Raw genomic sequence first — 22,271 nt, 5'->3', positions numbered from 1 at the left:
GCGATCGACCGCCCCCGTCAGTGGGCGTTGGTCATTGCCAGCAGCATTGGGATCGACAGCAGCACGTTGAGGCGCGAGGCCATGCCCGCCGTCGCAGCGGCTTTCGCCTTGGCCGCATCGTCGGCGGCTACCAGGCCGAGGACCTTCTGCTGGTTGGGCCAGATGATGACCCAGACGTTGAAGGCCATGATCAGCGCCAGCCACATGCCGATGCCGATTAGCCGCGCCGACGGCTGCAGCGTCAGCGCTTCGACGAGCTCCCCATAGGACCAGGCGAGGAGGAGGCCGGTGAGGACGGTAAAGGCCGCGCCCCAGCGGAAATAGAACAAGGCTTTAGGGGCGATGTACTTGGAGACCCCCGGCTTCAGCTCGGCGGGAATCGTCGGCATGGTCGGCGTCTGCACGAAGTTGAAATAATAGAGCAGCCCGATCCAGGTGATGCCGAAGAAGACGTGCAGCCATTGCAGCACGCCGTTGACGAGGTCCCCGGTCGGAGGCCGATAGCCGGAGTCCGGAAAGACCGCGATCAGCACGGCAAGGATCAGTCCCACGCACAGGACCAGGTTCAGATTCGCGAAGAATTTTCCCATCACTTTCCCCCTCTGTCGTTGCGCCAATGCGCCGTCGCGCCGCGCTTCGACGCAAAACTTCGTTTCGCCGTCGCTTCTTGGGTTGAAATTTTCCCCGCTGCAAGCATCTCGGGCGAAGGCGGGCAGGGGTGCACGATCGGAGACGGCGCTGGAAACGGCGTTTCCCCGACAGTTCAAGGAGTTGCCCCAAATGCCCTTCCAACTGCGAGAACTGCCCTATGCCAAAGACGCGCTTGCGCCGCACATGTCGGCCGAGACGCTCGACTACCATCACGGCAAGCACCACAAGGCCTATGTCGCCAAGACCAACGAACTGATCGAAGGACAGCGGGACCTCAGCGGAGCGTCATTGACCCAGGTGGTCCGCGAGGCGCGGCGGTCCGATAACGCCAAGCTGTTCAACAATGGCGCGCAGCTGTGGAATCACAGCTTCTTCTGGCAATGCCTGGCGCCGGCGCAGGGCCAGCAGCCATCGGGCAAGCTGGCGACGCTGATCAACGACGCGTTCGGGAACGCCGAATACCTGCTGCAGAAGCTGCAGGAGGAAGCGGTCAATCATTTCTCCAACGGCTGGGCGTGGCTTCTCCTCGATCGTGGCAACCTGCGCGTGACGTCGCTCCACGATGCCGACACTCCGATCGTCCACGAGGGCATGGTGCCGCTGTTCACGCTCGATGTGTGGGAGCACGCATATTACATCGACTATCGCAACGAACGTCCGCGGTTCGCGAGCACGGTGCTGGCGAACATCGTCAACTGGGACTTCGTCGCCCAGAACCTCGACGGGCAAGGCTTCGAGCGCGCCAACCAAGGCGAGGGCGCGCGGTCGCCGGAGCTTACTGCTTGAGCCGGTAGCCCGTCTTAAACATCCAGGCGATGACCGCCATGCAGGCGACGTTGATCGCCAGCGTGACCGCGGCGCTGGCCCAGACGGGCACGTCGGCGACGGAGTAGAAGCTCCAGCGGAAGCCGCTGATGAGGTGGACGATGGGGTTGAACGCCGCAATCGTCCGCCACGGCGCGCCGAGCGCCTTGATCGAGTAGAAGGCGCCGCCGAGGAAGGTCAGCGGCGTAATCACCAGCATCGGGAAGATCTGCAACTGCTCGAAATTCTTGGACCAGACGCCGATGGCGAAGCCGAACAGGCAAAATCCGGTGGTGATGCCAAGCAGGAACAGGAGCATCGCGATCGGGTGATCGACCTGGACGGGCACGAACAGAAGGGCGGTTGCCAGCGTGACGAGGGCGAGGATCACCGACTTGGTGGTGGCTGCTCCGACATAGGCCAGCACCGCCTCGAAGCTCGAGATCGGTGCTGAGAGAAGTTCGTAGATCGTGCCGGTAAACTTCGGAAAATAAATTCCGAAGCTGGCGTTGAAGATCGATTGCATGAACACCGAAAGAAGCGTCAGCCCGGGCACGATGAAGCTGCCGTAGCTGATCCCGTCCATCGCCGTCATGCGGCTGCCGAGCGCCGATCCGAACACCACGAAATAGAGCGCGGTGGTGATCACCGGGGTGATCAGGCTTTGCCACAGGGTCCGCCCCCAGCGCGCCATCTCGAACTTGTAGATGGCGCCGATCCCGTTCCAGTTCATGCGCTTGCCCTTTCGCCGTGGACGAGCTCGACGAAGATGTCCTCGAGGCTCGACTGGTGGGTTGCGAGATCCTTGTAGGCGATGCCGAGATCGGACAGGCGCCTCATCAGCGATGCGATGCCGGTGCGCTCGGCGTGGCTGTCGAACTGGTAGCAAAGCTGGTGTCCGTCATCCTCGAGCGCGAGGTTCCATTCCGAAAGCTCGGGCGGGATCGTCTCGAGCGGCTCGACCAGCATGATTTTCAACGTTTTCTTGCCGAGTCGCGCCATCAGCGCCTGCTTCTCGTCGACTGCGATCAACTCGCCCCTGCTGATCACGCCGACGCGGTCGGCCATTTCCTCCGCTTCCTCGATATAATGGGTGGTGAGGATGACCGTGGTGCGGTCGGAGCGGAGCTGGCGAACGAGGTCCCACATGTCGCGGCGAAGCTCGACGTCGACGCCGGCCGTGGGCTCGTCGAGGAACAGGATCGACGGTTCGTGACTGAGCGCCTTGGCGATCATCACTCGCCGCTTCATGCCGCCCGACAGGTGCATCATGATCGTCTTGCGCTTGTCCCACAGCGACAGGCGCTTCAGCAGCTCCTCGATCCTGGCGTCGTCGCGCGGCTTGCCGAACAGCCCGCGCGAGAAAGCGACCGTGCGCGACACCGGCTCGAAGGCGTCGGTGGTCAGCTCCTGCGGGACAAGGCCGATGCGAGCCCGCGCATGGCGATAGTCGGTCTGCCAGTTCTTGCCCTCGACCAGCACTTCGCCGCCGCTCGCGGTGACGATCCCGCAGATGATGTTGATCAGCGTCGTCTTGCCGGCGCCGTTGGGCCCGAGCAGCGCGAAAATCTCGCCCTTGCGGATGTCGAGATCGACCGACTTCAACGCCTTGACGCCGGTGCCATACTCCTTGTGCAGGCCGCGGATGGAGAGGATGATTTCGCTCATTCGACAGGTCCCGGTTCGGCTGGCACTGCGTCCTCCTTCATGAGGCCGTGCCTTAACAGCATCGGCATGTTTGCGGCCGCGAACAGGAAGGTGAGGGGGATTGCGCCCCACAGCTTGAAGCCGAGCCAGAAATTGGTCGAGCTGTTGCGCCAGACCGCCTCGTTCAGCACCGCCATGATCGCGAAGAACAGGGCCCAGTTGCGCGTCAACTTTCGCCAGCCATCGTCGTCGAGCCCAGGGTAGGAGCTGCCCAGCACGCGCTGAAGCAGGGGACGATCCGTCGCCAGACCGAACCATAATAGCCCGGACACGAGCACATAGTAGATCGTCGGCTTCATTTTGATGAAGGCTTCGTTGTGCAGCCAGATCGTCAGTCCGCCGAGAATCACGACCATCACGCCGGAGAACCATAGGAGCGGCGAAATCCGGTGATAGCGAATGGCCGAAAACAGCATCGCCGCGACCATGGCCACCATGAAGGCACCCGTCGCCACGAAGATTCTCAGCACGGACGGGACCGGTGCCAGGAAATTGACCAGGAAGAACACCAGCAGCGGTCCAAGGTCGATCAGGAGCTTGGCGCCGCCCTGCGGCTCGGCTTTCTCGCTCATTCGGGCGGCAGTCCGGCGATCGCTCGGGCGACGGCGCGAGGGTCGAACGGGCGCAGGTCGTCGGCGGTCTCGCCGACCCCGATGGCGTGGATCGGGAGCCCGAATCGCTCGGCCGCGGCGACCAGGATGCCGCCCCGCGCGGTGCCGTCGAGCTTGGTCATGATGAGGCCGGTCACGCCCGCGCTCTCGCGAAACACTTCGACCTGGGCAAGCGCGTTCTGACCGGTGGTCGCGTCGAGCACGAGCAGAATGTCGTGCGGCGCCTCGGGGTTGAGGCGGCCGAGCACGCGGCGGATCTTGGCCAACTCCTCCATCAAATGCGTCTTGTTCTGCAGGCGCCCGGCGGTGTCGACGATCAGCACGTCCTCGCCGTGGGCGGTGGCCTGCTTGACGCCGTCGAACACGATCCCGGCCGCGTCGCCGCCTTCCTTGCCCGAAATGACCGGCGCGCCGATGCGGTCGCCCCAGATCTGCAGTTGCTCGATCGCCGCGGCGCGAAAGGTATCCCCGGCGGCGAGCAGGACGCCGTAATCCTGCTCCTTCAGCCAGTGGCCGAGCTTGCCGATGGTGGTCGTCTTGCCCGAACCGTTGACGCCGATCACCAGGATGACATGGGGCCGGGGAAAGCCCCAGACTTCCAGCGGTTTGGCGACGGGGGTTAGGATCTTCTCGATCTCGTCGGCGAGAATCGTCCGCAGCCCGCGCTCGTCGAGCCGCTCGAATTTCTGCCGGGCGATCGCCTCACGGATCCGGTGCGACGCTTCGGGGCCAAGGTCGGAGGCGATCAGTGCCTCCTCGACGTCATCGAGCGTGGCGGTGTCGAGCGCGGCGCGGTTGGTGACGCCGGTAAGGTTGTCGGCGACCCGCTCGGCGGTTTTCTGGAAGCCGCCGCGCAGGCGATCGAGCCAGCTCATGCCCAGACCGCCGCCAATCGACCTTCATTGCGGCCGGTAATGCGGGCGAGGCCCGTCTCGCCGCGGCGGGTGCCGACGATGGCCACCGGGGCGAAATTATCCGTGTGGCCGGTGCCGTCACCCTCGATGAGGACCGGCTGCCGGTTGCCGACCATACGGTCGAGCCAGCGAATGCGCCGCTCGGCGGCGGCAACGCGGAGGCGGGCGGCGCGGACTTTGACCCGCGCGCGCTCAACTTGCGGCATGCGCGCGGCGGGCGTCTTCGGGCGCGGGGAGAAGGGAAAAACGTGAGCTGCGACAATGTCGCAATCATCAAGCAATTCCAGCGTATTCAGCGCCATCTCCTCAGACTCGGTCGGAAATCCGGCGATGAGGTCGGCGCCGATCGTGGCATCGGAGCGCGCGGCCTTGATCCGCTCGACCGTCCGCACCGCCTGGGCGCGGCTGTGACGGCGCTTCATCCGCTTGAGGATCAAATCGTCGCCGGCCTGCAGGGAAAGATGGAAATGCGGCATCAACCGGGGCTCGCCGGCGATCAGCTCGAACAAGGCCTCGTCGACTTCGATGCTGTCGAGCGATGACAGACGCAAGCGCTGGAGCCTGGGTTCGGCGGCGAGCAGGCGCTGGCACAGCACGCCGAGGCCGCCCTCATAGTCGGTGATGTCGACGCCGGTGAGGACGATCTCCTTCGCGCCGCGGCCGATCTCGCGAGCGACGGCGTCGCGAATGGCGTCGAAGGGCAGCGAGACGCTCGGCCCGCGGGCCTGCCAGATCGAGCAGAAGGTGCAGCGATGGTCGCAGCCGGTCTGGATCGCGACGAAGCTCTTCACATGGTGCAAGAAGCCCGCTGGCGCCATGACGTCATTTGCCTTGAAGGCGCTGAGTTTATTCGTGTTTCCGACGACGCGGGAGACCTCAGGCATTGCCTCGAACGCCGTCGCGTCGAGTTCGGCGGCGCAGCCAGTCACGAGGATCTTGGCGGGCGGGCGCCGGCGGTGCGCGTGGCGGATGGCCTGGCGGGTCTGGCGCACGGCCTCGTTGGTCACGGCGCAGCTGTTGACGACGATCCAGTCTTCGCTGGCCGGCGCTTCACGCGCGATCGTCTCGCTCTCCGCGAAATTGAGACGGCAGCCGAGGGTGATCGTCTCGACGCTCATTGCAGCGCGTCCAAGTTGAGCTCGCCCTCGAAGACATGCGTGGCGGTCCCGCGCATGCGAATGGGCTGGCCCGGCTCCCACGTGACCGTCAGCGAGCCGCCGGCCATGTCTACGGTGACGGGAGACTGCGCGCGCCTGGTTACGATCGCCGCGACCGCGCTGGCGCAGGCGCCGGTCCCGCAGGCGAGCGTCTCGCCGACGCCGCGCTCGAACGTGCGCAGCTTCAACCGGTCATGAACCAAGGTTGCGACGTTGACGTTGATCCGTTCGGGGAAGGCGGGGTCGTTCTCTATCCGCGGCCCTACGTCTTGCAGGGGGACTTCGCGCGCATCGGGCACGAAGAAAACCAGATGGGGATTGCCGACGTTGATGGCGACCGGATGATTCAGCTCATCCCACGCCATCGGCAGCGGGTTGGTGTCCATCGCGTAGGCAAGTGGAATCTCGTTCCAGGCGAAGCGAGGCTCTGGAAGCGTGACCTCGACCTCGGCGCCGACGCTCTCGCCGGTCAACAGGCCCCCATCGCTGTCGATCGTCCGGACGCCGGTCAGCTGGACGACGCAGCGCGTGGCGTTGCCGCAGCTTTCGACCTCGCCGCCGTCCTGGTTCCAGATCCGCATCTTGAGGTCGGCGGTGGTGCTCGGTTCGAGCACGATCAGCTGGTCGCAACCGACGCCGGTGCGGCGATCGGCGATCGCTTTGGCGAGCGACGGCGTGACGTCGAACGGCTCGTTTCGCGCATCGATGATCACGAAATCATTGCCGAGACCATGCATCTTGTGGAAGTGCCGCCGCATCGGCCCGCGACTTAGGGAGCGCGCCGGGCTTAGTCCACCTTGCGAGGGCATCATGCCGAGAGCCGCCAACGACGTCATGCAATCGATCCTGTTCTCGGCGGTGCTCGACGGCATCGCCGCGCTGAAGCGCGCCTCGGGCGGGTTGCCCAACCAGCTGCTGCGCGATGTCCAGGCGATCCACGCCAACGTCACCTTCGCCGATTTGCCCAAGGAGTTGCGGGACCAGCTCGCGGAGAGCACGCGGGCGGCGTTCACGGCGCTTCTCAAGGAAGGCTATGCGGTCGGCCTGCGCCAGGAGATGCAGGCGGCGCGCCCGATGGACCGCGTGCCCGACCGCCAGCGCCCAAGCAACGATCGCCGCGGTCCGCCGCGCGGCCCTCGCCGCGGCCCGCCGAACGGCGAAGGGCCCAACCGCGGGCCTCGCGGACCGGGGGGCGGCCCCTCGCGACCACGCAAGCCGAAGGGCAAGCCCAAGTTCTGACACGGTTGAGTTTTCTCGATCGAGCGGCTAAGCGCGCCACGTCCTAAGGACAGACATCGATGTAGGCGCCCACGGGTGCACGCTGGCCGGCGAGGTTTCGCCCGCCGGCGTATTTTGCGTTTTGAGGCGTTGCGTTTGAGGTTGGGAGAACCAGTTTGTTCGACACGTTGAGCGATCGGCTCGGCAGCGTATTCGACCGGCTTCGCGGGCGCGGCGCGCTCAGCGAGAGCGACGTGCGCGCTGCGATGCGCGAGGTGCGCGTCGCTTTGCTCGAAGCCGACGTCGCGCTGCCGGTTGCTCGCGACTTTGTCGACAAGGTCACCGAGCAGGCGGTGGGCGCCGAAGTGCTGCGCTCGGTCACGCCGGGCCAGATGGTCGTCAAGATCGTCCACGATGCATTGGTCGAGACGCTTGGCGCGGAGACGTCGGAGCTCAATCTCGCGGTCACGCCGCCGGCGGTAATCCTGATGGTCGGGCTTCAGGGCTCGGGCAAGACGACGACGACGGCTAAGCTTGCCAAGCGGCTTGCCGAGCGCGAGCGCAAGAAGGTGCTGATGGCCTCGCTCGACGTGGCGCGGCCGGCGGCACAGGAGCAGCTCGCGGTGCTCGGCCGCCAGGCGAACGTCGATACGCTGCCGATCGTCACCGGGCAGCAGCCGGTCGACATCGCCAAACGCGCGATCCAGTCGGCCAAGCTCCAGGCCTATGACGTGGTGCTGCTCGACACCGCGGGCCGGCTCCACGTCGACGATCAATTGATGGCCGAGATGAAGGCGGTCGCGGCGGCATCGCAGCCGACCGAGACTCTGCTCGTGGTCGATGCGCTGACTGGTCAGGACGCGGTCAACGTCGCCAAGGGCTTTGCCGGCGAGGTCGACTTGAGCGGCGTGATCCTGACCCGGCTCGACGGCGATGCACGTGGCGGCGCGGCGCTGTCCATGCGCGCGGTCACCGGCAAGCCGATCAAGTTCGCCGGCGTCGGCGAGGCGATCGACAAGCTCGAGGCCTTCCACCCGCAGCGCGTTGCCGGCCGCATCCTCGGCATGGGCGACGTCGTCAGCCTGGTCGAGCGCGCCGCCGAGACGATCCAGGTCGAGGAAGCCGAGAAGCTCGCGGCCAAGATGGCCAAGGGCAAGTTCGACCTCGACGATCTGTGGTCGCAGCTGCGGCAGATGCAGCGCATGGGCGGACTTGGTGCGCTCGCCGGCATGATGCCGGGCCTCAAGGGCATGAAGGGCGCGATGGACAAGGCGCAGGACGACAAGGCGCTGGTCCACATGGAGGCGATGCTCTCGTCGATGACCGCGAAGGAGCGGATCAAGCCCGAGCTGATCAACGCCAAGCGCAAGATCCGCGTCGCCAAGGGCAGCGGAACGACGGTGCAGGAGATCAACAAGCTCCTCAAAATGCACCAGGAAATGGCGACCGCGATGAAGCGGCTGAAGAAAATGGGTGGGCTGGGCAAGCTCGCCGCGATGTTCAGCAAGGGCGGCCTCGAAGGAGCGCTCGGCGGACTTGCTCCTCCCGGCGCGCTGCCGCCCGGCGGCATGCCGGGCCTTGGCAGTGGCGGTCCGGCGCTTCCGGGTCTCGGCGGAGGTTCCCCGTTCAATTTGCCACCCGGTTTCGATAAATTCTCAAAGAAATAAACGAACGCACTGAAAGGAATAACAAATGGCACTAGCAATTCGTCTAACCCGTGGCGGCGCCAAGAAGCGGCCTTATTACCGCATCGTCGTCGCCGACAGCCGCGCCCCGCGCGACGGCCGCTTCATCGAGAAGCTCGGCAGCTACAATCCGCTGCTGGCGAAGGATTCGCCGGAGCGGGTGAAGCTCGATGCGGAGCGCATTTCGCACTGGCTATCGGTCGGTGCCCAGCCGTCGGACCGCGTGCTGCGCTTCCTCGATGCCGCCGGCATCCGCGAGCGGACCGCCCGCAACAACCCCCAGAAGGCGGAGCCGGGCGAGAAGGCCAAGGAGCGCGTCGAGCAGCGCGCCGCCAAGGAAGCCGAAGCCGCCGAAGCCGCCGCCGCGCCGCAGGAGGAACCCGTCGCCGAGGCTCCGACCGAGGCCGAGGAAGTTGCTGCCGAGCAGGCCCCGGCCGACACCGCCGATCTTCCGGTCGAAGAGCCGGTAGCCGAAGAAGCCGCCGCCGAGGCGGAAGCGGGCGAGGAAGCTCCGGTCGCGGACGTTGCTGCTGAAGAGACTCCTGCCGAGGAAGTGGTGGCCGAAGAGGCTGCTGCTGAAGCCGAGGCTGGCGAAGAGTCGGTCGTGGCCGAGCCCGACGCGGCGGAAGCTCCGGCTGAGGAAGCCGTCGCCGAGGAAGCGCCGGCCGACGAGGCCCCGGCCGAAGGCGCGGACGATGTGAACCCGCCGACCGCGGACTCGCCCCAGGCCGAGACCGAAGAGAAGGCCGAGTAATTGACGACTTCGGGTGACCGTGGCGAGCGCAGGATCGCTCTCGCCGCGGTCGCCGGAGCGCATGGCGTCAAAGGCGAGGTGCGACTCAAGCTGTTCAGCGACAGCGTCGAAAGCCTGTCGAACCACAAAAAGCTCTATGTCGGCGGCTCCGAGCGGCGGCTCCTTGCGGTGCGCGAAGGCAAATCGCCCGTCGCCCGGTTCGAGGGCATTGCCGATCGAGGCGCCGCCGAGGCGCTCCGCGGATCGCTGGTCGAGGTCGACCGCGCCGCCCTCGCGCCGCTCGGTGAGGGCGAATATTATTACGGCGACCTGATCGGGCTGGCGGCGTTCGATCGCGCCGACGCTCGTGTCGGCACCGTCGTTGCCGTCGAGAATTACGGCGCCGGCGACCTGCTCGAAATCGAGAACGAGCAGGGCAAGCGCTCGCTGATCCCGTTCAAGCCTGGAATTGCCGAGTTGGAGAACGGCCGCATCCTCCTCGATCCGGAATTTCTCGCCTAACTGCCGCTTTCCGCTTGTTCCAGCTCCTCGACCGGCTCGCGCCAGCGCGGGTCCTTGGTCCACAGGTCATTGCGGATGGTGGTCGCGGCGACACCCCCTTCGCCCATGGCGTGGCCGATCTGGTCGAGCCCGTGCACCACATCGCCCGCCGCATAGAGGCCAACAACGTTGGTCCGCTGGTGGTCGTCGCAAAGGAAGCAGCCGTCCTCGGCGAGCGCCGCGCCGACCATCTCGCCGAGCTGGGTGTGCGTGTCCGACCCGAGCGCCGGATAGACGCTGTCGAAGGTGTAGTGACCTTCGGCGGTGTCGACGACGATGCACTCGCCGGCGAGCGCAACCGCCTGAGCAGGGCCGTCGACACAGTCGATCTCGGCCTCCTTGAGCTTGCGCTGGTCCTCGGCTCCCAGCTTTAGCGCAGCGTCCGGCGCGATGAGCGTGACGTCGGCGGTGTAGCTGCGGATGAACACCGCCTCGGCAACGCCATGGCTGTCGCTGCCGATCACGCCGACCCGCTTGTCGGTCACCTCGTAGCCGTCGCAAATCGGACAATAGCGGATGAGGCCGCGCGCCAGCGCGTCATCGTGAAGCTCCTCGTCCATCGGCGGGCGGCGATTGCTGACGCCGGTCGCAAGCAGCACGGTCCGCGCCCTCGCTTCGCCCGAGCCCCAGGTGGCGGTGAACAGTCCGCTTTGCCCCTCACGCTCGAGCTTGGTCGCGAACTCCGCCTCGATCTTCGCGCCATATTTGCATGCCTGGTCGCGCATCCGCTGGAGCAGCTCCTCCCCGCTGATGCCGTCGGGGTAGCCAGCGTGGTTGCGGGTGCAGGGAATCCAGCTCGTCCGGCTCTTGCCGCCATCGACGACGAGGATGTCGAGGTGGAAGCGGGCGAGATAGATGGCGGCGGTCAGGCCCGCGGGCCCGCCGCCGATGACCAGGCAGTCGAGAATGGGTTCGTCCATGAAGCGGCCCAATGGATTGCCGCAACGGCGGTTCCCGACTAGCCCGCGGCCAATGAACTGGACCTTTGTGCTGATCGGCTTCGCGCTCGCGGTCTTCATGGGCTCGGCGCTCGTTTCCCTGCTCACCAGAATCCGCCCGCAATGGAGCCGGCGGCGGAGGAGACTGGTTGCCGCCTTGGCGCTTCCGCTGATGACCTTGATCGCGACCTGCATCGGGGTGCTGATGATTGCCATGATGGATCATCGTGGAAGCGAGCAGATCGAGGATCTGGCCATCATGGCGCTGACCGCGATCGGCGGCGGGTTCGCGCTGCTTGCGTGGATCGGTGGGCTGGTCGGCGCGACCCTGACCAGCCGCAGGCAGGCGGAATGACCTTCCGCGCGACCGTCCTCACGCTCTACCCAGAGATGTTTCCGGGGCCGCTGGGCGCGAGTTTGGCGGGCAAAGCTTTGGAGGAGGGCATTTGGGCGCTAGACGCCGTCAACATCCGCGATTTCGCGACCGACAAGCATCGCAGCGTCGATGATACGCCGGCCGGCGGCGGCGCCGGAATGGTGCTTCGGCCGGATGTGCTCGCAGGAGCGCTCGACGGCGTCGCCGATGGCCGCCCGATGCTGGCGCTGACGCCGCGTGGCGCTCCGCTGACCCAGGAGCGGGTGCGCGAGCTGGCGGCGGGCGAGGGCATGATCCTGCTCTGCGGCCGGTTCGAGGGGTTCGACGAGCGGATCTTCGAGGCGCGCCCGATAGAACCGGTGTCGATTGGCGATTATGTGCTCTCGGGCGGCGAGCTTGGCGCGATGGTCGTCCTCGATGCTTGCGTGAGGCTGCTTCCCGGGGTAATGGGCGCGGCCTCCAGCGGAGAGGAGGAGAGCTTCGATGAGAGTCTCCTGGAATATCCGCACTATACCCGACCAGTGACATGGGAAGGGCGCACGATCCCCGAAGTGCTGCGGTCGGGGGATCATGCGAAGATCGCGGCGTGGCGACACGAACGCGCGGTCGACGATACACGGCTACGGCGGCCGGACCTGATCGAGCGCCACGGGGGCGCATCGCAGGCACCGCCCTCTGGCGCGCAGCGGGACAGTGAAGAGAAGAACAAATGAACCTGATCGAGACCCTCGAGCGCGAAGCCATTGATGCGCTCACCGCCGACAAGCCCGTTCCCGAATTCCGCCCAGGCGACACGCTGCGCGTCGGCGTCAAGGTGATCGAGGGCGAGCGCACTCGTGTGCAGAATTTCGAGGGCGTCTGCATCGCCCGCGCCAACAAGGGTGTCGGCTCCAGCTTCACCGTCCGCAAGATCAGTTTCGGCGAGGGCGTCGAGCGCGTGTTCCCGCTCTATTCGCCGATCATCGACCATATCGAGGTCGTGCGCCGCGGCGACGTCCGCCGCGCCAAGCTCTATTACCTGCGCGGCCGCACCGGTAAGTCGGCGCGCATCGCCGAGCGCCGAATGGTCCAGCGCGACGTTCCGGGCGACCGGGGCGCCGAGACCGAAGCCAAGGGCTAGGGCCTCCAGCCGCTCTGGTGCGATAGACTGACGGCGTAGCGGTCAGAGCTTGATTCGCGTCATCGTGATGGTCTGATCCGGCGCATATTGCGGCATTGCGTTTGCAGGGCGCGCGGCGATTAGCGCTTGCCCCTCCGGCGGCAAGCCAAAGCGCGTGGAGAACAGTTCCGCCTCGACCGGCTCCCGATTGCCGAGTAGCACCTCGATCTGCAGGCCCGCGCATGATCGACCAGTGCAGCGCAGCAGCGGCTTTTCGGGCTCGCCCTTTGCGGGAAGGGGAATCGCGGCGCCCGCAAGGCCCAGGGCAAGCAGCTTCACATCCTTCGGGAAACGGATCGCGACACTGTTGCCGCCGCCCGGCGAGATCATCAGGCGCACCCGGCGGCCGTTACCCTCCGGGATGTTGCTGAGGACACGCGCGTTCGGGATCGGCGTCTGCAGCAGTGGCGCATCCGAGGCCCAGCGCGGCCGGCCGTTGTAAGGCAGGACGGACTTGCTCCAACGGCCCGGGAAGCTCGCGGGCAGGGGCGCTTGCTTGGTCGCGACGCCCCAGTTCGCGGTCCCCTTGGTGGCATCCCGGAAATAATCGATGCTGAACCCGAGCGGCCGTTCGGCACTGGCCCGAGGCGCTGCCAGCGCCGCGACCCACAGCACCGATGCGACGAGAAGCAAGCCGAGCAGGGCGGGGCGCGGCGATCCAGCGTCGGTCTCGACGATTGCTGGCAACGCGGCGAGCGCGGCAAGCGGGACGACCGCCGCCAATGGCCCGTCGATCAGCAGCATTTCCATGAGCGCCAGCAGCTGCGCGACCATCACAAACTGAACGAGGATCGCAAGGACGGCGAGGAAGTTCGCCGCCGACGGCGAGCGCGCGGAGAGCGCGATCCCGAGCAGGGCGATTGCCGGGGCGATCAGAAAGAAGATGGTGGCCCCGGGCAAAGCGAGGCTGAGCGCCGAACCGAAGATCAGGATGAGGAGCCAGGCGGCCGCCCGCATCCGCTTGGGGTCGAAGCCTCGGCCCCACCTCGACCAGATCGCGCCCATGGCCGCGAGGAGCGTGGCGTAGAGGGCGAGGTAGGAGACCAACGGATAGGCGCGCCAGAAATCGCCGGCCCGGACCAGGCCCGCGACAAAGCTCAGCAGGCCCGCCGCCAGGCTTCCGCTGAAAACCATCGCCGTGCACAGCAATAACGGCCGACCGAGCGCCGATCTGCGCCAGCCGAGCAGCAATGCCGCGAGCAACAGGATGGCGAGAGCGGTCGCCGCGGCGAACAGAGGCAAGCGCAACAAAGCGTGACCACCGAGATCGGTGAACACGGTCCGCCCCGTTCCTGCCCGAGCGGGATCGGCCGAGGCCGCCATGGCATTGGTCGCGGCGAGCACTTCCGTACCGACATGCCCGAGGCTGTCCCGGCTCAGCGCCGCGACCGTGTCGCCGGGCGAGTGATAGGGGGTCTCGTTGCCGATGATGCCGTAGTTGAGCAGCGTCCAGCCGCGCGGCTTGAAAAAGACAACATCGGTGGTGTTCGGGATCAGCCTGGCAAAATCGGTGCTGATCGAATTGGCGTAGGGCCGCCGCGCGGCGCTGGCGTAGATGCCCACGGCGGCGCCGTTGGGATCGCTGGTTTCGTACATCAGCGCCGGACCGCTCACCCCGCGGACATCGATGTTGATCAGCGAATCGACCTGGCGCGCCAGCGAATCGCCGCTTACGAAGGCGTGGGCACCGTTGAGGCCATATTCCTCGCCTTCGTTGAACAGCAACGTGACCGGCCGAGGCGGCGGGTTTGCTTTGAGGATCGATCCGACCTCGAGCAGGACCGCGACGCCAAGCCCGTCGTCGCCCGCGCCGGGGCCGGTCGGCGTGCTGTCATAATGCGCGTTCAGCAGCAATTGCCGGCCCGGCCGCCGCGACGGGATTGTGGCGATCACGTTGCGGACGCGCGAGCAGCTGACGGCGCGGGTCCTGGGCATCGCGCTGCAGTCCATCGTTTCGTGGACCTGCGGCTGAAGACCGCTCGCGCGCAGCTCGGCGATCAACCGGGTGCGAACCGCGTCGTCCGCCGCGCTGTCGACAGGGTGCGGGCGCTCATCGCCGAGGATGCGCTGGAGCCGTGTGGCAGCGCGGCTCGTATCGAACTCGCCCGCTCTTACGTGGGCCGGCGCAGTCGGCGGGGCGATCAGCACACCTTTGAGCGCGAAGCCTGCCAGCAGGAGCGCGAACACCAGCAGCGCGCGAAGCCAATTTGCCATGACGCCCCCAATTCCGGTGCGGATAGTGACAGCTTTGTTCGCGTTGACAATCGGGGGCGCCAAGCCCACCTCGCGGCCCGTCTTCAGCAAGGAAATCGGCACATGGGTTATCGGGTCGCGGTCGTCGGTGCGACGGGCAATGTCGGGCGCGAGATCCTGAACATCCTCGCCGAGCGTCAATTCCCCGCTGACGAGGTTGCCGCAGTCGCCTCGGCGCGTTCGACTGGTAATTTGATCGACTTCGGCGACAGCGGCCAGGAGCTCAAGGTCAAGAACCTCGAGCATTTCGACTTCACCGGCTACGACATCGCCCTGTTTTCGGCGGGGGCTTCGACCAGCCTCAAATATGCGCCGGTCGCGGCAGCACAGGGCTGTATCGTGATCGACAACAGCTCGGCGTTCCGCATGGACCCGGACGTGCCGTTGATCGTGCCAGAGGTGAATCCCGAAGCCATCGCCGGCTATCGCAAGAAGAACATCATCGCCAACCCCAATTGCTCGACCGCGCAAATGGTGGTGGCCCTCAAGCCCTTGCACGACGCGGCAAAGATCAAGCGCGTCGTCGTTGCGACCTATCAGTCGGTATCTGGCGCCGGAAAAGCCGGGATGGACGAACTGTTCGAGCAATCCCGCAACATCTTCGTCGGCGATTCCAACGAGCCGGTGAAGTTCACCAAGCAGATCGCGTTCAACGTCATCCCCCAAATCGACAGCTTCCTCGACGATGGCTCGACCAAGGAAGAATGGAAGATGGTGGTGGAAACCAAGAAAATCCTCGATCCCTCGATCAAGGTGACCGCGACGTGCGTCCGCGTCCCCGTGTTCGTCGGGCATTCGGAGGCGGTGAACGTCGAATTCGAGAATGAAATTAGCGCCAAGGAAGCGCAAAAACTGCTGCGTGAGGCGCCCGGCGTCATGCTCATCGATAAGCGCGAGGACGGCGGCTATGTGACGCCGGTGGAGTGCGTGGGCGACTACGCCACCTTCGTCAGCCGCGTCCGCGACGACCCGACGGTCGACAACGGCCTGTCGCTATGGGTGGTCAGCGACAACCTCCGCAAGGGCGCGGCGCTCAACACCGTCCAGATCGCCGAGCTTCTCGGCCGCAAGCATCTGCAGAAGGCGGCCTAGGCGCGCGCCCGGGTCCGCCAGCCGTCGCCGCTATATTCCATATAGGCGATCGTCCGCTCCGCCCGTTCGCGTCCCAGCGTTCGTTCGACGATGTGCAGTGCGCCGTCGATGCCTGATGTCAGGCCCCCGGACGTAATCATCTTCCCATTGTCGACGTAGCGCGCGTCGCGGACCAGCTTCACCTTGGGGAATTGCTTCTCGAAGCCGTCGAAGAAATCGTGATGCGTGGTGGCCGAAAGGCCGTCGAGGAGCCCGGTCTTGGCGAGCAGGAACGCCCCGGTGCAGTTCGAGAAAACATGATCCGCCTTCACCGCCGCCTGCTTAATCCATTCAATTTTCGCCGGCGTGTGGCCACCCTGCGCGCCCATCATGATGATGCGCGGCTGGGGCGCGTCGGCAAAGCTGAAGTCGGGCCGGAATCGCAATCCGTTCATCTTGTCGTTGAGGTAATTGCCGGTCGTCATGATCTCGTCGGTCGAGTCTGACACGGTGTAGATGTAGAATGCCTGGTTCTCGCCGTCGCCGGCGTCCTGGAACACCTCCCACGGCCCGGCGAAGTCGATCATCGTCGACCCCGAACCCATCACGAATGCGACGGGAATCCGGCCGCCCATATCCGGCGCGGCCTTCGGCGCCGCTGCCTTGGGTGCGATCACGGCCTGGGCGCCGGCGATTCCGAATGCGGCGACGCCGAGGACGCCTCCGGTGGTCAGGAGTGCTCGCCTGTCGATCTTGGTCATCGTCATCGTTCCCCGCGGTGGTGCTATGACGGCAGGCTGGCGCGCGGACGGCCGGGGGCAAAGACGAATGGGCCGGAGTGCCGAATTCCGTGACGAAGGGACGAAATCAGGGCGTTTCGGCCCAGTGCCTCATCAGTTGATTCTGCACGAGTTGGAGGAGCGTGAAGTTCTCGGGCGCCATATTGTTGCCCTCGAGCGCCGCGACCTCGTTCAAATTGTAAAGCAGGTTGCGGCGGAACGGATCCTGGATGCGGCTCTGGATGAAGGTGATCGCGACCAGCCGCTCCCCCTTGGTGACCGGGACCACCTGGTGCAGCGTGTCCGACGGATAGAGCACGGCTTCTCCGGGCTTGAGCTTGAACAACAAATCCGCATCGCCAAGGCTGATGTGCAGCTCTCCGCCGTCATATTCATCGGGCTCATTGAGGAAGATGGTGCACGACAAATCGCTGCGGATCGTGCCCTGCGGCAGCGGCAGGAAGGCGGCGTCCGCATGCGCGCCGTATTGCATTCCCTGCTTGTAGCGGGTCATCATCGGCGGCGCCAAAGCGTAAGCGAAGGAGAAGTTGCGGAACTCCTCACTGCGGACGAGGGCCTGGCGCAGAAGCTCCGAGCTTTGCTGATAGGGTTCGGCGTCGTGCAGTTGCTCGTTCTGCTTGGCGACATTGTGCGGGTTGCTGATGCGCCCGTCGACGAAGGTCGCGGCAGCCGCGATCCGGCGGCACTCGGCAACCTCCGCCTCGGTCAGAATCGGCAGAATTCGATACATCAATCCTCCCCGCAGCGAGCGAGCGAGCGCGCAAGCAACGGCGATTTCTCGGCTGCCGCGCGCAACATGGCAAGGGCCCCATCGACCTCGGACGTAAAGCGGCGGGTCGCGTCGGCGATCAGGTCGCGGCGCAAGGCAGGGCTGTAGTCGTGTTCGAGCGCCTTGGAGTAGCGGGTCGTGAGCGGGCCGGCGGCGATCGCCTCCAGTTCTTCGGCATCGGCCGGGATTTGCAGGAGTTCCACGCTGGCCGCGAGCGCTGTCGGCATATCCGCCAGCATCCGGTCGAAGTCGAGCCATGCAACGCGGCGGTCACTCATTGCCTCGGCTGCGGTTTCGAGCGCGCTCATCTCGCAGGCCCAGGCCACCGCGGCGAGCTCGGCATCGTTATGCGGCGTTCGGATGGCGGTGATCCGGCGTGCCAGTCGCTGCGCCCGCGTCGGGGCCAGCGCGTGCAGCTCCTTTGTCGAATTTTCGCCGGCGAGAATGCTCGCGACGTAGTTTCGTGGTGTCGCGTACATGAGCAGCGCGGCTTCGCCCGCCGGAACGAGCTCGGCGGCGATTTCGCTGACAAAGCTGGTCGCTTTGACCAGCGCTACCTCTGTGGGCGCGAAGGTGCGCGACATCAGCTTCCCCACCGGCGGCAGGTATCGATCCCGCACGTCTGGCGGGCAAAGCGCCAGGTCGCGGAGCAGCCGCGGCTCACGCAGCGCGAGGACGTTGTCGAGTTCCCCAAGGAGCCGGGAAACGAGGGTCGACCCGACATGGCCGATATGGAAGATCCAGCGCGCGTCGCTGCGCAGATCTCCGGCCATTGCCGCCTCCACGTCCGGCCAGGGAACAATCTGTGCATCCAATGGCTGCTGCAGCATCCGGTCGTCGAGGAAGCTCGCCGCACGGTAGCTGTCGCGGTCCATGGCGATCAGCCGGATGACGCCCGCGGCGGGGTCGAGCGCCTGGGCGAGCCATGTGGCGTCGCGGGCGATCTCGTCAGGGCTTGGCGCGCTGGACATGCGGCCCCTTAGCCGGGCATTGGGCGCCGCACCAAGGAGTGGATTTCCCGGATGAGCGAAGTCTCCACGCATTACTGGACCGCGTCCGACGGCGTCGAGCTGGCTTGGCGCGAATGCGGCCAGGGCCGGCCGGTCATCCTCCTCCACGGCCTGTTCTCCGACGCCAACGTCAATTGGATCAAGTTTGGGCACGCCGCGCGGATTGCGGAAGCGGGATTTCGAGTGATCATGCCCGACCTTCGCGCCCACGGGCTCAGCGGCAGACCGCATGGCGAGCAATATTATCCCAAGGGAATCCTGGCGCGGGACCTGCGCGAGCTGATCGCCCAACTGGGGCTGAGCGACTTCGACCTCGGCGGATTCTCGCTCGGCTCACGGACGGTTGTGGAGGCGGTCGGCGAGGGGTTGCGGCCGCGCAAGGCGATCCTCGGCGGGGCGGGACTCGAGGGCTTGCGCAACTGGAAACGGCGAAAGATCTTCTTCCTCGAGACAATCGCATTGTTCGACACCGCCCAACGCGGCGACCCGCACTGGCTTTCGATCCAGTTCATGAAGACCCAGAAGGTCGATCGGGTCGCGGCGGCGCAGCTGCTCGAAAGCTTCGAGGATGCGTTCGTGACCTGGCTCGAAGCGTTCACCATGCCGACGCTGGTAGTGTGCGGAAGCGAGGACGAGGACAACGGCTCGGCCGAGGAGCTTGCCAATGTGCTCCCCAACGCCGTCTTCCGTGAAGTTCCGGGAACCCACATGAGCTCGGTCACCAAGCCCGAGTTCGGCGAAGCGATTGCCGAGTTTCTCGCCGCGTAGAAGAAGGGGCGCCCGGAGGCGCCCCTGGTAGTTAGCTCGTGGCCCGGCTTTGAGCGCGCCCGCGTCCGCTCGCCGTCGAGCGCATTCCGCCGCCGCCGCTCTTCGCGCCGAGGCTGGCATTGCCGCCGCCGGTTTCGCTCATGCCGCGGCCGGCAGTGCGGCTCGAGCCGGTCGTCGTCAGGCCCGCGGTATCGTCAAATTCACCGCCGGTGCCGCCCGAGCCCATATTCTGCCGCCACTCGCCCATTTGGTCGCTGAGGCTGCTAAGCTGGTCGGTGATCTGCGTGCGCTTCGACCACAGGAAAAGGCCCGCCGCCGCGGCGCCCACTGCGGCCGCGGCCGCCGCCACCGGACGCTCGCGCGCCATCTCCATCACGCCCCAGTCGCTATACTGGTTGCGGCCCGAAGGGTTGTTGTTCCGTCCGCCTCGATTGCTGTTCCTGGGCATACTAATACTCCTCACAATTGTTACGCATTCATCTCGATTAAACGATTGAAAGCGCTTGCCGTTCGGTCGATTCGACGGTTGAGCGGTGAGGAGTGGCCGGGCAGCGGCCAGCCGTAAAAAGCCGTTACGCGGTCGCCAGCTGGTCGAGCATATATTCGGCGCTCGACGCTCGATATTCGCCGGGGGCCTCGACATTGAGCTGTTCGACCACGCCGTCGTCGACGATCATCGAATAGCGCTGCGAGCGGTCGCCCATGCCAAACTTGCTGCCGTCCATGGTCAGGCCGATCGCCTGTGCGAACGCGCCGTTGCCGTCGGCCAGCATGGTGATGTCCTGCGAGCCGTCGCGCGCGTTCCAAGCGGCCATCACGAACGGATCGTTGACCGAAATGCACGCAATTTCGTCGATGCCCTGGGCTTTGAGGTCCTGCGCCTTGTCGACGTAGGAGGGCAGGTGGCGCGCCGAGCAGGTCGGCGTGAAGGCGCCGGGGACCGCGAACAGCGCGACGCGCTTGCCCTGAAAATATTCGGCGCTGGTGGTTGGCTGGGGGCCATCGAGGCCGGCGGCGGACAAAGGCACGTCAGGCAGGCGCTCACCGATTTGAATGGTCATTGGGGAATACTCCTCGCGTGGGGGTCGAGGCGGCAGATAGGCGTGGCGGGTGACGGCCTCAAGGCTTGTCGGTTGCGGATCGGCGGACCATGGTCGGCCCCGTGGTTGAAGAGCCAGCGTTTCTGTCGAGCAGGCTGTTGCTTGCAATGCCCGGCATGGCCGACCCGCGTTTCGAGCGCGCCGTGATCGCCATGTGTGTCCACGACGAGAATGGCGCGATCGGCATCGGCATCGGCCACAAGCGCACCGGAATGACGTTCCGCGGCCTGCTCCGGCAACTCGACATCGATCCGGGGGAAGCGCCGGACTTGGCCGTGCATCATGGCGGCCCGGTCGAGCCGGGGCGCGGCTTCATTCTCCATTCCGAAGACTGGGGCGGGCAGGATACGCTGCATGTCGCCGGCCCGGACGGCCCGATCTTCGCGATGACCGGCACGATCGACGTGCTGCGTGCGATCGCGGAAGGGCGCGGCCCGTCGCAATGGATCGCCGCGCTCGGCTACGCCGGCTGGGGCGAGGGTCAGCTCGAGGAGGAGATGACGCGTCACGGCTGGTTCGCCGCGCGCGGCGACGCGAAGATATTGTTCGACACGCCGACCGACGAGCGCTGGGCGGCCGCGTTCAAGGCCGAGGGCATCGATCCGCGGCTGCTGACCAGCGAGACCGGCGCGGCATGATCGCGAAATTTGGCAGAGTTGGCACCCCAACGCGCACCCACGCAAGGGGGAGGGGGGTGAGTCAACTTGGTCAACTTCGGTCCAACGCGAACGCGCGCAGGCGAGGAGCAAGCGGGCGGACGGGGACCGGGTGAAGGTGGCGGGGAGTTTTGTGGCCATTATGCCTCCGGAGGAAGGAGGCGACTCAGATATGCCAAAGACGGGGCTGTAGGACAGCACAAAATTGCCGATCGCAGCTGACCGATTGCTGGGCCAATCAATCAGCAGTCGGAGAAGTTGTCCTGTCGCATAGGTATGCCGAGGTCAGTCGCTAAGTGCCGCTGCACGAGCGTCTGCCTTCCACCCCTTTTTTGACATTGGTCGGCTGAAAGAAGCGAAGTCCGGCGCTCGGACGGCGAGACTGGTTATGTGCCTCGATGTAGAACTGGACCTTACCGGGGACCCAATTGCGGGCGTAGCAAATTTCCGAGGGAACGTCGGAACAAGTCACCACATAGGGGGACACTGGGAGGGTCGCATGCTCCAGAAAGGCGGCACACGCCGTGACATGATTGCGTCGCTAGCAGCAATCGCTGCGGCGGCTTCGGTTTCTGGAACGGCATTGGCGGAAGCGCAAACCAAAGGGGCCAGCGGCAACTTGTCGCCGCAGACCGGCGATCTCCATGACTTCGACTTTCTGACGGGGCGTTGGGCCGTACGGCATCGCTATCTCAAAAAGCGCCTCGTCGGCAGCGCCGACTGGATCGAATTCAACGGTACGCTTGCCCTTTGGCCAATCCTCGGAGGTTACGGAAATATCGATGACAATGTGTTGGAATTTCCCAGCAAGACCGTTCGCGCGGTCAGTCTTCGCACGTTCAACGCGACGACGCGTTTGTGGTCGATTTGGTGGGTGCAAGCGAGCGACGCCACAATCGATTCTCCAATGCATGGAGGGTTCCGCGACGGGACCGGACTTTTCTATGGCGACACCGAGTTAGACGGAAAGCCGATAAAGGCGCGCTTCATCTGGTCCCGCATCACGCCGCAATCGGCCCGATGGGAGCAAGCCATGTCGCTGGATGACGGGAAGACCTGGGAAGACGATTGGTTCATGGACTTTACCCGAGTGGCCTGAGCCGCCGCTCGGCTGGTCGTCTCGAAGGACAGCATAAAATACGGAGCGCGGGTGGGTCAGGCCGCTAAGTGCCGCTGCACTGATGGCTCCTTTCGACCCATTGCGGACATTCGATTGGTCGCATGTTGCACGGGCGGTTTCCGCCCGGTAATGTTTCATTTGCGCAACGGGCACCGTCCGTCGCGCAGGGGCTTCGGGGGTTTTCCCGAATGCCGGATCAGCCGGGAAGCC

Annotated in this window: 25 protein-coding genes and 1 pseudogene; 12 read left to right on the top strand and 14 right to left on the bottom strand. The window is 65.5% G+C overall.

The window, feature by feature from the left end:
* Positions 1-17: 17 nt before the first annotated feature.
* Positions 18-590 carry a urate hydroxylase PuuD gene (locus N539_RS0114170; RefSeq protein WP_028970793.1) on the bottom strand — a complete coding sequence of 191 codons (573 nt, stop codon included), beginning with the start codon at positions 588-590 and terminating at the stop codon, positions 18-20.
* A gap of 190 nt (positions 591-780) precedes the next feature.
* Here N539_RS0114170 and N539_RS0114165 point away from each other — a divergent pair, with 190 nt between their 5' ends.
* Positions 781-1,437 (top strand): superoxide dismutase, encoded by a 657-nt coding sequence (locus N539_RS0114165; RefSeq protein WP_028970792.1) that lies wholly within the window; start codon positions 781-783, stop codon positions 1,435-1,437.
* Here N539_RS0114165 and N539_RS0114160 read toward each other — a convergent pair.
* The 6 genes from N539_RS0114160 to dapF are packed head-to-tail and all read right to left on the bottom strand — an operon-like array spanning position 1,427 to position 6,602.
* On the bottom strand, positions 1,427-2,188 hold the full coding sequence (locus N539_RS0114160) for an ABC transporter permease (RefSeq protein WP_028970791.1): 762 nt from the start codon (positions 2,186-2,188) through the stop codon (positions 1,427-1,429). The genes N539_RS0114165 and N539_RS0114160 overlap by 11 nt on opposite strands.
* On the bottom strand, positions 2,185-3,123 hold the full coding sequence (locus tag N539_RS0114155; protein ID WP_028970790.1) for an ABC transporter ATP-binding protein: 939 nt from the start codon (positions 3,121-3,123) through the stop codon (positions 2,185-2,187). The genes N539_RS0114160 and N539_RS0114155 overlap by 4 nt, the downstream gene beginning before the upstream one ends.
* Positions 3,120-3,734: a septation protein A gene (locus N539_RS0114150; RefSeq protein WP_028970789.1), complete on the bottom strand. Its 615-nt coding sequence runs from the start codon at positions 3,732-3,734 to the stop codon at positions 3,120-3,122. The genes N539_RS0114155 and N539_RS0114150 overlap by 4 nt, the downstream gene beginning before the upstream one ends.
* Complete coding sequence (gene ftsY, locus N539_RS0114145) at positions 3,731-4,648, bottom strand: signal recognition particle-docking protein FtsY (protein WP_028970788.1); 918 nt, start codon at positions 4,646-4,648, stop codon at positions 3,731-3,733. Before ftsY ends, N539_RS0114150 begins: the two co-directional genes overlap by 4 nt.
* The gene (locus N539_RS17320) at positions 4,645-5,805 is read right to left on the bottom strand and encodes a MiaB/RimO family radical SAM methylthiotransferase (RefSeq protein WP_037552802.1); all 1,161 of its coding nucleotides are present in this window, start codon (positions 5,803-5,805) and stop codon (positions 4,645-4,647) included. Before N539_RS17320 ends, ftsY begins: the two co-directional genes overlap by 4 nt.
* Positions 5,802-6,602 (bottom strand): diaminopimelate epimerase, encoded by an 801-nt coding sequence (gene dapF, locus N539_RS0114135; protein ID WP_028970787.1) that lies wholly within the window; start codon positions 6,600-6,602, stop codon positions 5,802-5,804. Before dapF ends, N539_RS17320 begins: the two co-directional genes overlap by 4 nt.
* Before the next feature lie 52 nt (positions 6,603-6,654).
* Here dapF and N539_RS17315 point away from each other — a divergent pair, with 52 nt between their 5' ends.
* The 4 genes and pseudogenes from N539_RS17315 (at position 6,655) to rimM (ending at position 10,002) form a co-directional block, all read left to right on the top strand.
* Positions 6,655-7,083 (top strand): hypothetical protein, encoded by a 429-nt coding sequence (locus tag N539_RS17315; protein WP_051531840.1) that lies wholly within the window; start codon positions 6,655-6,657, stop codon positions 7,081-7,083.
* A gap of 155 nt (positions 7,084-7,238) precedes the next feature.
* Positions 7,239-8,729 (top strand): signal recognition particle protein, encoded by a 1,491-nt coding sequence (gene ffh, locus N539_RS0114125; protein WP_028970786.1) that lies wholly within the window; start codon positions 7,239-7,241, stop codon positions 8,727-8,729.
* 25 nt (positions 8,730-8,754) lie between these two features.
* Positions 8,755-9,228: pseudogene (rpsP, locus tag N539_RS18275) on the top strand (30S ribosomal protein S16); the annotation flags it as partial.
* Between the two features lie 273 nt (positions 9,229-9,501).
* The gene (gene rimM / locus N539_RS0114115; protein ID WP_028970785.1) at positions 9,502-10,002 is read left to right on the top strand and encodes a ribosome maturation factor RimM; all 501 of its coding nucleotides are present in this window, start codon (positions 9,502-9,504) and stop codon (positions 10,000-10,002) included.
* Here the strand turns inward: rimM and N539_RS17305 are convergent.
* Positions 9,999-10,961: an NAD(P)/FAD-dependent oxidoreductase gene (locus N539_RS17305; RefSeq protein WP_051531839.1), complete on the bottom strand. Its 963-nt coding sequence runs from the start codon at positions 10,959-10,961 to the stop codon at positions 9,999-10,001. The two genes, rimM and N539_RS17305, sit on opposite strands and share 4 nt — an antisense overlap.
* Before the next feature lie 52 nt (positions 10,962-11,013).
* On the opposite strand from N539_RS17305, the gene N539_RS0114105 reads away from it, so the two are divergent.
* The 3 genes from N539_RS0114105 to rplS are packed head-to-tail and all read left to right on the top strand — an operon-like array spanning position 11,014 to position 12,475.
* The gene (locus N539_RS0114105) at positions 11,014-11,334 is read left to right on the top strand and encodes a hypothetical protein (protein WP_028970784.1); all 321 of its coding nucleotides are present in this window, start codon (positions 11,014-11,016) and stop codon (positions 11,332-11,334) included.
* On the top strand, positions 11,331-12,068 hold the full coding sequence (gene trmD / locus N539_RS0114100) for a tRNA (guanosine(37)-N1)-methyltransferase TrmD (protein WP_028970783.1): 738 nt from the start codon (positions 11,331-11,333) through the stop codon (positions 12,066-12,068). Before N539_RS0114105 ends, trmD begins: the two co-directional genes overlap by 4 nt.
* Positions 12,065-12,475, top strand: a complete 411-nt coding sequence (rplS, locus tag N539_RS17300; protein ID WP_051531838.1) for a 50S ribosomal protein L19 — start codon at positions 12,065-12,067, stop codon at positions 12,473-12,475. Before trmD ends, rplS begins: the two co-directional genes overlap by 4 nt.
* Before the next feature lie 42 nt (positions 12,476-12,517).
* On the opposite strand, the gene N539_RS0114090 is transcribed toward rplS, so the two are convergent.
* Positions 12,518-14,728: a M28 family peptidase gene (locus N539_RS0114090; protein ID WP_156029998.1), complete on the bottom strand. Its 2,211-nt coding sequence runs from the start codon at positions 14,726-14,728 to the stop codon at positions 12,518-12,520.
* 102 nt (positions 14,729-14,830) lie between these two features.
* Here N539_RS0114090 and N539_RS0114085 point away from each other — a divergent pair, with 102 nt between their 5' ends.
* A complete protein-coding gene (locus tag N539_RS0114085) occupies positions 14,831-15,859 on the top strand; it encodes an aspartate-semialdehyde dehydrogenase (protein WP_028970781.1) in 1,029 nt (342 codons plus the stop codon).
* Here the strand turns inward: N539_RS0114085 and N539_RS17295 are convergent.
* The 3 genes from N539_RS17295 to N539_RS0114070 form a co-directional block, all read right to left on the bottom strand.
* The gene (locus N539_RS17295) at positions 15,856-16,599 is read right to left on the bottom strand and encodes a DJ-1/PfpI family protein (RefSeq protein WP_197018432.1); all 744 of its coding nucleotides are present in this window, start codon (positions 16,597-16,599) and stop codon (positions 15,856-15,858) included. The two genes, N539_RS0114085 and N539_RS17295, sit on opposite strands and share 4 nt — an antisense overlap.
* Positions 16,600-16,705: 106 nt before the next feature.
* Positions 16,706-17,368: a Fe2+-dependent dioxygenase gene (locus N539_RS0114075; RefSeq protein ID WP_028970780.1), complete on the bottom strand. Its 663-nt coding sequence runs from the start codon at positions 17,366-17,368 to the stop codon at positions 16,706-16,708.
* Positions 17,368-18,378, bottom strand: a complete 1,011-nt coding sequence (locus N539_RS0114070; RefSeq protein ID WP_028970779.1) for a hypothetical protein — start codon at positions 18,376-18,378, stop codon at positions 17,368-17,370. Before N539_RS0114070 ends, N539_RS0114075 begins: the two co-directional genes overlap by 1 nt.
* A 51-nt stretch (positions 18,379-18,429) precedes the next feature.
* Here N539_RS0114070 and N539_RS0114065 point away from each other — a divergent pair, with 51 nt between their 5' ends.
* Positions 18,430-19,185 (top strand): alpha/beta fold hydrolase, encoded by a 756-nt coding sequence (locus N539_RS0114065; RefSeq protein ID WP_028970778.1) that lies wholly within the window; start codon positions 18,430-18,432, stop codon positions 19,183-19,185.
* 31 nt (positions 19,186-19,216) lie between these two features.
* On the opposite strand, the gene N539_RS0114060 is transcribed toward N539_RS0114065, so the two are convergent.
* Both N539_RS0114060 and N539_RS0114055 read right to left on the bottom strand, forming a co-directional pair.
* Positions 19,217-19,633, bottom strand: coding sequence for a hypothetical protein (locus tag N539_RS0114060; protein WP_028970777.1), 417 nt, complete (start codon positions 19,631-19,633; stop codon positions 19,217-19,219).
* Positions 19,634-19,757: 124 nt separating this feature from the next.
* Positions 19,758-20,246, bottom strand: a complete 489-nt coding sequence (locus tag N539_RS0114055; RefSeq protein WP_028970776.1) for a peroxiredoxin — start codon at positions 20,244-20,246, stop codon at positions 19,758-19,760.
* Between the two features lie 146 nt (positions 20,247-20,392).
* Between N539_RS0114055 and N539_RS0114050 the strand changes: the two genes are divergently transcribed.
* Positions 20,393-20,923 carry a YqgE/AlgH family protein gene (locus tag N539_RS0114050; protein WP_231463120.1) on the top strand — a complete coding sequence of 177 codons (531 nt, stop codon included), beginning with the start codon at positions 20,393-20,395 and terminating at the stop codon, positions 20,921-20,923.
* Positions 20,924-21,440: 517 nt separating this feature from the next.
* A complete protein-coding gene (locus tag N539_RS0114045; RefSeq protein ID WP_197018431.1) occupies positions 21,441-22,040 on the top strand; it encodes a DUF1579 domain-containing protein in 600 nt (199 codons plus the stop codon).
* Positions 22,041-22,271 lie beyond the last annotated feature (231 nt).

Source organism: Sphingomonas sp. URHD0057 (assembly GCF_000620665.1).
In the GTDB taxonomy this organism is placed as follows: Bacteria; Pseudomonadota; Alphaproteobacteria; order Sphingomonadales; family Sphingomonadaceae; genus Sphingomicrobium.
Note: the sequence above shows the minus strand (reverse complement) of the source record. Positions and strands in the feature narration are given on the sequence as shown.

Bases quoted from the DNA above. Each gene is read 5' to 3' on its own strand.
- N539_RS0114150 (WP_028970789.1), bottom strand. From the start codon at position 3,734: ATGAGCGAGAAAGCCGAGCCGCAGGGCGGCGCCAAGCTCCTGATCGAC.
- N539_RS0114160 (WP_028970791.1), bottom strand. From the start codon at position 2,188: ATGAACTGGAACGGGATCGGCGCCATCTACAAGTTCGAGATGGCGCGC.
- ftsY (WP_028970788.1), bottom strand. From the start codon at position 4,648: ATGAGCTGGCTCGATCGCCTGCGCGGCGGCTTCCAGAAAACCGCCGAG.
- N539_RS0114075 (WP_028970780.1), bottom strand. From the start codon at position 17,368: ATGTATCGAATTCTGCCGATTCTGACCGAGGCGGAGGTTGCCGAGTGC.
- N539_RS0114055 (WP_028970776.1), bottom strand. From the start codon at position 20,246: ATGACCATTCAAATCGGTGAGCGCCTGCCTGACGTGCCTTTGTCCGCC.
- N539_RS0114155 (WP_028970790.1), bottom strand. From the start codon at position 3,123: ATGAGCGAAATCATCCTCTCCATCCGCGGCCTGCACAAGGAGTATGGC.
- N539_RS17320 (WP_037552802.1), bottom strand. From the start codon at position 5,805: ATGAGCGTCGAGACGATCACCCTCGGCTGCCGTCTCAATTTCGCGGAG.
- N539_RS17315 (WP_051531840.1), top strand. From the start codon at position 6,655: ATGCCGAGAGCCGCCAACGACGTCATGCAATCGATCCTGTTCTCGGCG.
- N539_RS17295 (WP_197018432.1), bottom strand. From the start codon at position 16,599: ATGACCAAGATCGACAGGCGAGCACTCCTGACCACCGGAGGCGTCCTC.
- N539_RS0114050 (WP_231463120.1), top strand. From the start codon at position 20,393: ATGCCCGGCATGGCCGACCCGCGTTTCGAGCGCGCCGTGATCGCCATG.
- N539_RS0114045 (WP_197018431.1), top strand. From the start codon at position 21,441: ATGCTCCAGAAAGGCGGCACACGCCGTGACATGATTGCGTCGCTAGCA.
- N539_RS0114060 (WP_028970777.1), bottom strand. From the start codon at position 19,633: ATGCCCAGGAACAGCAATCGAGGCGGACGGAACAACAACCCTTCGGGC.
- dapF (WP_028970787.1), bottom strand. From the start codon at position 6,602: ATGCGGCGGCACTTCCACAAGATGCATGGTCTCGGCAATGATTTCGTG.
- N539_RS0114090 (WP_156029998.1), bottom strand. From the start codon at position 14,728: ATGGCAAATTGGCTTCGCGCGCTGCTGGTGTTCGCGCTCCTGCTGGCA.
- trmD (WP_028970783.1), top strand. From the start codon at position 11,331: ATGACCTTCCGCGCGACCGTCCTCACGCTCTACCCAGAGATGTTTCCG.
- N539_RS0114065 (WP_028970778.1), top strand. From the start codon at position 18,430: ATGAGCGAAGTCTCCACGCATTACTGGACCGCGTCCGACGGCGTCGAG.
- N539_RS0114165 (WP_028970792.1), top strand. From the start codon at position 781: ATGCCCTTCCAACTGCGAGAACTGCCCTATGCCAAAGACGCGCTTGCG.
- N539_RS0114105 (WP_028970784.1), top strand. From the start codon at position 11,014: ATGAACTGGACCTTTGTGCTGATCGGCTTCGCGCTCGCGGTCTTCATG.
- rplS (WP_051531838.1), top strand. From the start codon at position 12,065: ATGAACCTGATCGAGACCCTCGAGCGCGAAGCCATTGATGCGCTCACC.
- N539_RS0114085 (WP_028970781.1), top strand. From the start codon at position 14,831: ATGGGTTATCGGGTCGCGGTCGTCGGTGCGACGGGCAATGTCGGGCGC.
- N539_RS0114170 (WP_028970793.1), bottom strand. From the start codon at position 590: ATGGGAAAATTCTTCGCGAATCTGAACCTGGTCCTGTGCGTGGGACTG.
- N539_RS17305 (WP_051531839.1), bottom strand. From the start codon at position 10,961: ATGGACGAACCCATTCTCGACTGCCTGGTCATCGGCGGCGGGCCCGCG.
- N539_RS0114070 (WP_028970779.1), bottom strand. From the start codon at position 18,378: ATGTCCAGCGCGCCAAGCCCTGACGAGATCGCCCGCGACGCCACATGG.